Annotated in this window: 9 protein-coding genes; all 9 read left to right on the forward strand. The window is 70.1% G+C overall.

All coding sequences use genetic code 11. The annotated features are described in order from the left end of the window. Positions 1-25: 25 nt before the first annotated feature. A complete protein-coding gene (locus FGD71_RS40960; RefSeq protein WP_119105650.1) occupies positions 26-841 on the forward strand; it encodes a hypothetical protein in 816 nt (271 codons plus the stop codon). 117 nt (positions 842-958) lie between these two features. Then, entirely contained in the window at positions 959-1,711 is a 753-nt protein-coding gene (locus FGD71_RS40965) for a YcnI family copper-binding membrane protein (RefSeq protein ID WP_119105651.1), read from the forward strand. Between the two features lie 93 nt (positions 1,712-1,804). Next, a complete protein-coding gene (locus tag FGD71_RS40970) occupies positions 1,805-2,458 on the forward strand; it encodes an SCO family protein (protein ID WP_119105652.1) in 654 nt (217 codons plus the stop codon). Next, entirely contained in the window at positions 2,455-2,985 is a 531-nt protein-coding gene (locus tag FGD71_RS40975) for a copper chaperone PCu(A)C (protein WP_420878396.1), read from the forward strand. Before FGD71_RS40970 ends, FGD71_RS40975 begins: the two co-directional genes overlap by 4 nt. Positions 2,986-2,998: 13 nt before the next feature. Continuing rightward, positions 2,999-4,963 (forward strand): copper resistance CopC/CopD family protein, encoded by a 1,965-nt coding sequence (locus FGD71_RS40980; RefSeq protein ID WP_119105653.1) that lies wholly within the window; start codon positions 2,999-3,001, stop codon positions 4,961-4,963. 8 nt (positions 4,964-4,971) lie between these two features. Continuing rightward, a complete protein-coding gene (efeB, locus tag FGD71_RS40985; RefSeq protein WP_119105654.1) occupies positions 4,972-6,240 on the forward strand; it encodes an iron uptake transporter deferrochelatase/peroxidase subunit in 1,269 nt (422 codons plus the stop codon). A gap of 69 nt (positions 6,241-6,309) precedes the next feature. Beyond that, positions 6,310-7,242 (forward strand): prephenate dehydratase, encoded by a 933-nt coding sequence (gene pheA / locus FGD71_RS40990; protein ID WP_119105655.1) that lies wholly within the window; start codon positions 6,310-6,312, stop codon positions 7,240-7,242. A gap of 542 nt (positions 7,243-7,784) precedes the next feature. Further along, positions 7,785-9,062, forward strand: a complete 1,278-nt coding sequence (gene serS, locus FGD71_RS40995; protein WP_119105656.1) for a serine--tRNA ligase — start codon at positions 7,785-7,787, stop codon at positions 9,060-9,062. Continuing rightward, positions 9,059-9,880, forward strand: coding sequence for an HAD family hydrolase (locus tag FGD71_RS41000; RefSeq protein ID WP_119105657.1), 822 nt, complete (start codon positions 9,059-9,061; stop codon positions 9,878-9,880). The genes serS and FGD71_RS41000 overlap by 4 nt, the downstream gene beginning before the upstream one ends. Positions 9,881-10,015 lie beyond the last annotated feature (135 nt).

Below are 10,015 nucleotides of genomic sequence, written 5' to 3' on the forward strand. Positions count from 1 at the left end.
GGCCCAGTGCGATGATGAGCCCGCAATGAGTGCCCCCCACAGTGCCCGCACCGGAGGTGAACTCCGGGTCACGAGGGCCGCGATGTTCGCCGCGGTCTGCGTCGTGCTGGCCGCGGCCGGGCATGCGGTCGCCTCGTGCGACGGCATTCCGCTGTGGTCGCTGGGGGCCGGATTCCTCGCCGTCCTCGCCGTCGCGGCACCCCTCGCCGGGCGGGAGCGTTCGCTGCCGGGCATCGCCACGCTGCTCGCCGTCGGCCAGAGCGCGCTGCACACGCTCTTCGGGCTCGGCCAGCACGGCACGGCGCTGGAAGCCGGGAGCGTGGACGCCTCGCTCGTGGCGCGGGCCGCGCGGCTGGTGTGCGGCGCGTCCGCCGCGACGATCAGCCCGGCACAGGCCCAGCGAATCCTCGCCGACGCGCGGATCGACACCGGCACGACGGGCACGGCCATGGGGCACTCGGCCCACTCCGCGGACGCCATGGCGGCCGCAGCGGGCTCCTCGACGTCGCTGCTGCCGTCCCTGCCCATGCTGCTCGGCCACGTTCTCGCGGCCGTCGCCGCCGGGTGGCTGCTGCGGAACGGCGACATCGCGCTGCGGCGCCTCATGTGGCTGTCGGCGCACGGGGCCGACGGGGTCGTCGAAGGGACCGTACGCAGCCCGGGCCGGGCTCTCGCTCTCGTCCGGGCCCTGCTGGCGGGACTCCCTGGCACGCCCGAGGCGGCGCCACGCGCGCCGCGCGCCATAGGGCTCGCGTCATCGGTCCCCCGTACGACGGTTCTGCACCACTCGGTGACCAGACGAGGTCCGCCTGCCGGCGCCGCCCTCGTTCTCGCCGCCTGACGCGACGCACCGCTCCAAGGGGTGCCGTCGTGCGGCACGCGCGCGCGTGCCGGTCTTCTCGCGCGCGCAACCCCGTTCTTTCACCGAACCAGTGCTGAAAGTGGAGTGTCCACTGCCATGAAGGCTTCCCGTATCGCCGCCACCGGTGTCGCCGCCGCCTCGGCCGTCCTCGTCCTGTCCGCCGCCCCCGCCTTCGCGCACGTCAGCGTGTCGCCGGAGGGCGCTGCCGCCAAGGGCGGGTACGCGACGGTCAACTTCAAGGTGCCGAACGAGCGCGACAACGCTTCGACCACCAAGCTCGAAGTGAACTTCCCGACGGACCACCCGCTCGCCTCGGTCATGCCGGAAGCCGTCGACGGCTGGAAGGTCAAGGTCACCAAGTCCAAGCTCGACAAGCCCCTCGAACTGCACGGCGAGAAGATCAGCGAGGCCGTCACCAAGGTCACCTGGACCGCCGACGGCAAGGGCATCGAGCCCGGCTACTTCCAGAAGTTCCCGCTCTCCATCGGCGCGCTGCCCGAGGACACCGACGAACTGGTGTTCAAGGCGATCCAGACGTACTCCAACAAGGAGGTCGTGCGCTGGATCGAACCCCAGAAGGAGGGCGAAGAGGAGCCTGAGACGCCGGCGCCGGTGCTCGCGCTGTCCGCCGCCGAGGACGACCACCACGGGGCCGCCGGCGCCGACGCCGATGAGGCCACCGACTCCGACGACGCCAAGGCCGCCGCCAAGGAGTCGACCGACGAGGCCGCCGCCTCCTCCGACGCCGGCGACACGACGGCCCGCGTTCTGGGCGTCGTCGGCATCGTCGTCGGCGCGGCAGGCGTTGCCTTCGGCGTTCTGGCCGGCCGTCGGCGTACCAACGCCTGAAGCCAGCCAAGCTCACCCCTGGTGCGCACCGGGGGCGTACAGCGCCGTACGCCCCCGGTGCGGGCCGGTTCTCTCACAACCGGGACATTTCCTATGCGCAAGAACACCTTCGCCGCGGCCACACTGATCGCCGCGGCCGCACTGACCCTCTCCGCCTGCGGCAGCAGCGACGACGCCGGCGCGCCCGTCGCCGAGGTGTCCGCCGAGAGCGGCTCCGACAAGGCCGCGACGGTGCTCGACAAACCGTTCGAAAAGCCGGACCTCGTCCTCACCGACACACACGGCAAGAAGTACGACCTCCGCAAGGAGACCAAGGGCAAGCCGACGCTGATCTACTTCGGTTACACCCACTGCCCCGACATCTGCCCGCTGACGATGAACAACATCGCCGTCGCGAAGAAGCAGCTGCCCAAGGCCGAGCAGGACAAGCTCCGCATCGTGTTCGTCACCACCGACCCGGAGCGGGACACGCCCGCCGCGCTCGGCAAGTGGCTCAAGGGCATCGACCCCGACGCCGCCGGCCTGACCGGCTCCTTCTCCACGATTCAGGCCGGTGCCCGGACCCTCGGCATCTCCATCGACCCGCCGAAGAAGGACAAGGAGGGCAAGGTCACGTCGATGCACGGCACCCAGGTCATCGCGTTCTCGCCGAAGACCGACGGGGGCTATGTGCTGTACGGGGAAGACGCGACCGTCGGCGACTACACCAAGGACCTCCCCAAGCTGATCAAGGGGCAGAAGCCGTGAGGCGCCCGATCGCGTCAGTCCTCGTGATGGCGGCCGGTCTGGCCCTCGCCGGCTGCGGCGGCTCGGCCGACGGCGCGAACTCGGATGTCGACCTGTCGGTCCGCTCCGCCTACATCCCCCAGCCGGTCACCGACGCCATGGCGGCCGGCTATCTGGTCGTCGTGAACAAGAGCGACTCCTCCGACGACCTCGTCTCCGCCACCAGCGACATCGCCGAGGACGTCACCATTCACGAGACGTCCGGACAGACGATGAAGCGGGCCGATCGCCTTGAGGTCCCGGCCAACGGGCAGCTCGTACTCAAAACCGGCGGCACCCATCTGATGTTCGAGAAGCTGAAGCGCAAGCTCAAGGAAGGCGAGACGGTGTCCGTGGAGCTGCGCTTCACGAAGACCGACCCGATCAAGGTCGAGATGCCCGTGAAGTCCGCCACCTACCAGCCGACGTCCTCGATGTCCTCGAGTTCTTCGATGTCATCGGCGTCCTCGGCGTCAGCCGCGATTTCGTCGTCCGTGTCACACCACTGAGGGAGGGACCACTGTGAGGCAAGCCGTCGCTCCCCGCGCCCGGACCCTGTTGTTGCTGCTCCTCGCCGTCACCGGTGCGCTCCTCGCCGGGGCCGTGCCGGTCTCCGCGCACGCCGCGCTGATCGGGAGCGACCCACAGCAGGGAGCCGTGGTCGAAGAGGCGCCCAGCCAGGTGTCGCTCACCTTCTCCGAGCAGGTCGCGATGTCCGACGGCGCGGTGCGCGTACTCGACCCGAAGGGCAAGCAGGTCGACACCGGCAAGACCAGCGACCTGGGCAGCAACAGGTACGCCGTGAAGCTGCACGCGGGCCTGCCCGACGGCACGTTCACGGTTACCTACCAGGTGGTGTCGGCGGACAGCCACCCCGTTTCGGGCGCGTTCACCTTCTCCGTGGGCGCCCCCTCGAAGACCTCCGTCGCGACGTCCGACCAGACGGCGGGCGGCGGAGTCGTGGGCGGACTCTATGGCTTCGCGCGCTATGTCTCGTACACGGGATTCATCCTCTTCATCGGTGGCGCGGCCTTCGTCCTCGCCTGCTGGCAGCGCGGCGCCGGGGTACGACCGGTGCAGCGGCTGGTCGTCTCCGGGTGGCTCGCGCTCACCGGTGCCACCCTCGCCATGTTGCTGCTGCGTGGCTCCTACACCGGCTCAGGGAAGGTCGGGGACATCTTCGACCTGACCCTGCTCAGCCAGGTGCTGCAGACCAAGACGGGCGCGGCGCTGGTCGCGCGGCTGCTGCTGCTCGCCGCGGGTGCGCTGTTCATCGCCGTGCTCTTCGGGGCGTTCGAGAAGCGGGAGGACGAGAAGGAGAAACAGGACCTGACCTTCGGGCTCGCGATCGGCGGGGTCGTCGTGGCGGCGGGCCTGGCCGCGACCTGGGCAATGGCCGAGCACGCCTCGACCGGCATCCAGGCGGGGCTCGCGATGCCCGTCGACGTCCTGCATATGCTCGCCGTCGCCGCCTGGCTGGGCGGGCTGTCGATGCTGCTCCTGGCGCTCTACCGCGCGCCCTCGATCGAGTCGTTCGCCATACACCGCTTCTCGCGCGTCGCGTTCGGCAGTGTGGCCGTGCTCGCCGCGACCGGGCTCTACCAGTCGTGGCGGCAGGTCGGCTCCTGGTCGGCGCTCACCGGCACGTCGTACGGGCAGCTGCTGCTGGTCAAGATCGGACTGGTGGCCGTCCTCGTCGGCATCGCGTGGATCTCCCGGCGCTGGACCGCCCAGCTGGCGCAGGCGCCGGCTCGGGAGGGCGCGGAGAACGCGGAGGACGCGGAAGCCATGCACGACGCGGAGGACGCGCCGGACTCGGCGGACGCGGCGGACTCTGCGGAGTCGGAGTCGGAGTCGGAGGAGCGTGCGGCGGCGAAGGAGCCGGTCGCCGCCCATGTCGGCGGCGGCGGTGACAGCAAGCGTGCGGCCCAGCTGGCGCGGCAGCGGGCCGCCGTGGCCACCGCGCGCCAGAAGCGCGTTCGCGACGCCGACCCGCTCCGCTCCGGCCTGCGCCGCTCGGTGCTCGCCGAGGCGGGCGTCGCCGTGGTCCTGCTCGCCGTGACCACTGTGCTGACGTCCGCCGAACCGGGGCGCACGGTGGAGGAGGCCAAGGCCGCCACCGCAGCAGCCACCTCGCCGCAGACCGGAGCGGTGTCCCTGGATATGCCCTTCGACACGGGCGGACAGGACGGCAAGGGCGTCGCGCGGCTCGAAATCGACCCGGCACGCGTCGGCGGCAACGACATGCACGTCTATGTGGAGCGCCCCAACGGCAGGGCCTTCGACATTCCCGAGGTCAAGGTCGCCTTCACACTCAAGTCGAAGGACATCGGGCCGCTGCCCGTGGTCCCCGACCGGATCGCCACCGGACACTGGACGGCGAGCGGGGTGCAGATTCCCATGGCGGGCAACTGGAACATCGCGGTCACGGTGCGGACCTCCGACATCGACCAGGTGACCGTGGACAAGAACGCGCAGATCGGCTGAACCTCACCATGGCTGAACAGTCCACTTCGCAGACCGCTCCCCAGGAGCCCTCCCCCCAGGGCTCCATTTCGCGGCGGCGGCTGCTCGGTACCGCCGGTGCCACCGGTCTCGTGCTCGGCGCGGCGGGCGGGGCCGCCGGGTATACCGCCGCGCCCTCCGCGGACCAGGCCACGCCCCTCACCTCGCTCGGCGCGGACGAGGTGATGTTTCACGGGAAACATCAGCCGGGCATCACCACCGCCCTCCAGGCACGTGGCCATCTCGTCGCGTTCGACCTGGCGGCGGGGTCGGGCCGCAAGGAGGCGGCGGCGCTGCTGCGCCGCTGGTCGGCCACGGCCCAGCGGCTGATGGCGGGCGAGGCGACGGGCAGCGAGGACACGGATGTCGCCCGCGACGCCGGCCCGTCGTCCCTGACCATCACCTTCGGCTTCGGGCACAGCTTCTTCGCCCGTACGGGCCTGGAGAAGCAGCGCCCGGTCGCCCTCGACCCGCTGCCCGACTTCTCCTCGGACCACCTCGACAAGGCGCGCAGCAACGGCGACCTGTGGGTGCAGATCGGTGCGAACGACTCCCTCGTCGCCTTCCACGCCCTCCGCGCGATACAGAAGGACGCCGGCTCCGCGGCCCGGGTCCGCTGGCAGATGAACGGATTCAACCGCTCGCCAGGCGCCACCACGCAGCCGATGACGGCCCGCAACCTGATGGGCCAAATCGACGGCACGCGCAATCCGAAGCCGTCCGAGGCCGACTTCGACCAGCGGATCTTCGTGCCCGGCTCGGGCGACCCGGCATGGATGGCGGGAGGCTCGTACGCCGTCGTACGCCGCATCCGCATTCTCCTCGACGACTGGGAGAAGCTCTCGCTCAAGGCCCAGGAGGACGTCATCGGGCGGCGGAAGTCGAACGGGGCACCGCTGACCGGCGGCACCGAGACCACCGAGCCGGCTCTGGAGAAGACGGACGCGTCCGGCAAGCTCGTCATCCCCATCAACGCACACGCGCGTATCACCCGGCCCGACCAGAACGGCGGTGCCGCGATGCTGCGCCGACCGTTCTCCTTCCACGACGGCTTCGACGCGGACGGGGTACCGGACGCGGGCCTGCTCTTCGTCTGCTGGCAGGCCGACCCGCTGCGCGGCTTCGTGCCGGTGCAGCGCAAGCTCGACCGGGGGGACGCACTGTCCACGTTCATCCGGCACGAGGCAAGCGGGCTGTTCGCCGTGCCGGGCGGGGCGGCGGAGGGAGAGTACGTGGGGCAGCGGTTGCTGGAGGGATGAGGGCGTCCCCTGGGGCGGCCGGAGCGAGAATCGTGAACCGGGCCGCTCAGGGCCCATTAGGGTGAGGCCATGCCAGCCAGCTACGCGTATCTCGGCCCCGAGGGCACTTTCACCGAAGTCGCTCTGCGGACACTTCCGGAGACGGCCACCCGGGAGCTCATCCCGATGGTGTCCGTGCCCGCCGCGCTCGACGCGGTCCGCAACAGCGAGGTCGAGGCCGCGTTCGTACCGATCGAGAACTCCGTCGAGGGCGGCATCACCACGACCCTCGACGAGCTGGTCGCCGGCGAACCGTTGATGATCTACCGCGAGGTACTGCTTTCGATCACCTTCGCGCTGCTGGTCCGGCCCGGCACGAAGCTGTCGGAGATCAAGACGGTGACCGCGCACCCGGCCGCCCAGCCGCAGGTGCGCAACTGGATGAAGAACCACCTCCCGGACGTGATCTGGGAGTCGGCGGCCTCGAACGCGGACGGGGCACGCCTGGTGCAGGAGGGCCGTTACGACGCCGCGTTCGCGGGTGAGTTCGCGGCGGAGCGGTACGGACTGGAGCCGCTGGAGACGGAGATCCACGACGCGGAGAACGCGCAGACCCGCTTCGTCCTCGTGGGCAAGCCCGCCCGGCCCGCGGCACCGACCGGTGCGGACAAGACGTCCGTAGTCGTCTGGCAGCGTGACGACCACCCGGGTGCTCTGCTCGAACTGCTCCAGGAGTTCGCCGTACGCGGGGTCAACCTGATGCTGCTGCAGTCCCGGCCGACCGGTGAGGGCATCGGCAACTACTGCTTCGCCATCGACGCCGAGGGCCATATCGCGGACCGCCGGGTGGGCGAGGCGCTGATGGGGCTCAAGCGACGCTGTCCGCAGGTGCGGTTCCTCGGGTCCTATCCGCGGGCCGAGGTCGATCCCCAGGACGTACGCACGCCGCGGGACGGCAGGTCCGACGGGGAGTTCGCGGCGGCGTCCGACTGGCTGGCGCGCTGCCAGGACGGCCGGTTCTGAGACGCCAGGACCGCCGGTTCTGAAGCCGGTCCTACCAGCGGATTTCTTTCATCCACAGAAGTTATCCACAGGTGACCATCTCGACCTGGGGACAAGTCGACATCCAAGCGCGACATGGTCGACAAATCGCCCTACCGGACTCAACTCCGCCCACCCCCTGGCACATCACCCCCCGTCCACCCTTTTCCCTTGATCAACTCGTTGGGGCGACCCATTTCCACTCGAAAGTGGGTGTAGGGAGAGTTTGGTTCGGGAATCCTTCGCCCTTCATGCGGCTTTCGGAACGATCACCTCCGGCGTCCACAGATCTTTCGCACAGCCTGTGGATAACTTTTAGAGGGTGTGGATTCCTGTGGACAACCCACCCGCCAAATCCCGTTCCCCACAAGGGAATCGAGTCAACTCACCGAACCCGCCCGCCCCATTCCGGGGAGTATCGCACCATTTATTGACAGAACCGGCAGATCTCCCAAAGAGCGACAGAGGCGGTAGATCGGAATACCGGGTCGTGGACCGGAACCCCGCACCGGTAGCCTTGAGGCGTGATTGACCTTCGCCTGCTCCGTGAGGACCCCGACCGTGTGCGTGCGTCGCAGCGCGCCCGTGGAGAGGACGTCGCGCTCGTCGACGCCCTGCTCTCCGCCGACGAGCGGCGCAGGTCCTCCGGCGTCCGCTTCGACGAGCTGCGCGCCGAGCAGAGGGCGCTCGGCAAGCTCATCCCCAAGGCTTCCGGCGACGAGAAGGCCGAGCTCCTGAAGAAGGCGGGCCAGCTCGCCGCCGACGTCAAGGCGGCCGACGCCGCGAAGGACGAGGCCGCGGCCGAGACCCAGGAGCTGCTGCTCCGGCTCGGCAACCTCGTGCACCCCGACGTCCCGGTCGGCGGCGAAGAGGACTTCGTCACGCTGGAGACGCACGGCACGATCCGCGACTTCGCGGCCGAGGGCTTCGAGCCGAAGGACCACCTGGAGCTCGGCACCACGCTCGGTGCGATCGACGTCGAGCGCGGTGCGAAGGTCTCCGGCTCCCGCTTCTACTTCCTCACCGGCGTCGGCGCGCTCCTGGAACTCGCGCTGGTGAACGCGGCGATGGCGCAGGCCACGGCCGCCGGGTTCACGCCGATGCTGACCCCGTCGCTGGTCCGTCCGCAGGCCATGGCCGGCACGGGCTTCCTCGGCCAGGCCGCGCAGGACGTGTACCGCCTGGACAATGACGACCTGTACCTGGTCGGCACGTCCGAGGTGGCGCTCGCCGCGTACCACATGGACGAGATCATCGACGGCGATCGTCTGCCCCTGCGGTATGCGGGCTTCTCGCCCTGCTACCGCCGCGAGGCCGGTTCGCACGGCAAGGACACACGAGGCATCTTCCGCGTGCACCAGTTCGACAAGGTCGAGATGTTCTCGTACGTCGACCCCGCCGACACGCAGGCCGAGCACCAGCGCCTGCTGGAGTGGGAGAAGCAGTGGCTGACCTCGCTCGGGCTGCCGTTCCGCGTGATCGACGTGGCGACGGCCGACCTCGGCTCCTCGGCGGCCCGCAAGTTCGACTGCGAGGCCTGGATCCCGACCCAGGGCAAGTACCGCGAGCTGACGTCGACCTCGGACTGCACCGAGTTCCAGGCGCGCCGCCTGTCGATCCGTATGCGTGACGGAAAGCAGGTCAAGCCGCTCGCGACGCTGAACGGCACGCTGTGCGCCGTACCGCGCACGATCGTGGCGATCCTGGAGAACCACCAGCAGGCCGACGGCTCCGTGCGCGTGCCGGAGGTGCTGCGTCCGTATCTCGGAGGCCGGGAGATTCTGGAGCCGGTCGCCAAGTGAGCCAAGTGAGTTCCTCCGCTCCCACCTTCCCGTACACACTCGTCGCGACCGATCTCGACGGAACGTTGCTGCGCTCCGACGACACGGTCTCGGAGCGCACACGTGAGGCGCTCGCCGCGGTGACCGCGGCGGGCGCCGCGCACATCGTCGTCACCGGGCGGGCGGTGCCCTGGACCCGGCACATCCTCGATGAACTCGGCTATGACGGGATCGCGGTGTGCGCTCAGGGCGCGCAGGTGTACGACGCCGGGGCGCACCGGCTGCTCACCTCGCTGACCCTCGACCGGCAGCTGGCCGGCCTGGCGGTCGCCAAGATCGAGGCCGAGGTCGGCCCGCTGGCCCTCGCCGCGAGCCGTGACGGCTTGGACGGCGACGTCCTGGTCGGCCCCCGCTACCAGGTCCAGGGGCTGCTGCAGGCCGTCCCGTTCACCGACCTCGCGGAACTGTGGGCCGAGCCCCTGACCAAGATGTACATCCAGCACCCCAGGCTCTCCGACGACGAACTGGCGGAGGCCGCCCGTCAGGCCGCGGGCGGCCTGGTGAACATCATCATGGCGGGCGAGGGCATCGTCGAGATCCTCCCCCTCGGCCTCTCGAAGGCCACCGGCCTGTCCCTGGCGGCCCGCCGCCTGGGCGTCAAGGCGGCCGACACCATCGCCTTCGGCGACATGCCCAACGACATCCCCATGTTCGCCTGGTCCGCCCACGGCGTGGCGATGGCCAACGCCCATGAAGAACTCAAGGCGGTCGCGGACGAGATGACCCTGTCCAACGAAGAGGACGGGATCGCGGTGGTGTTGGAGCGGTTGCTGGGCTGAGCGCGTGGCGCGAGCCCGCGCCGCATGCCACCCCGTAGGTGCCGCGAGCGCCGCGTGCCTCCCGCGTCGGCGCGCGGCCCCCGCCCGGACCTCAACCACCCCCGGCCTGTCCGCCCTTTTGAGGGCGGACAGGCC

This window comes from Streptomyces sporangiiformans (assembly GCF_005768555.2).
In the GTDB taxonomy this organism is placed as follows: Bacteria; Actinomycetota; Actinomycetes; order Streptomycetales; family Streptomycetaceae; genus Streptomyces; species Streptomyces sporangiiformans.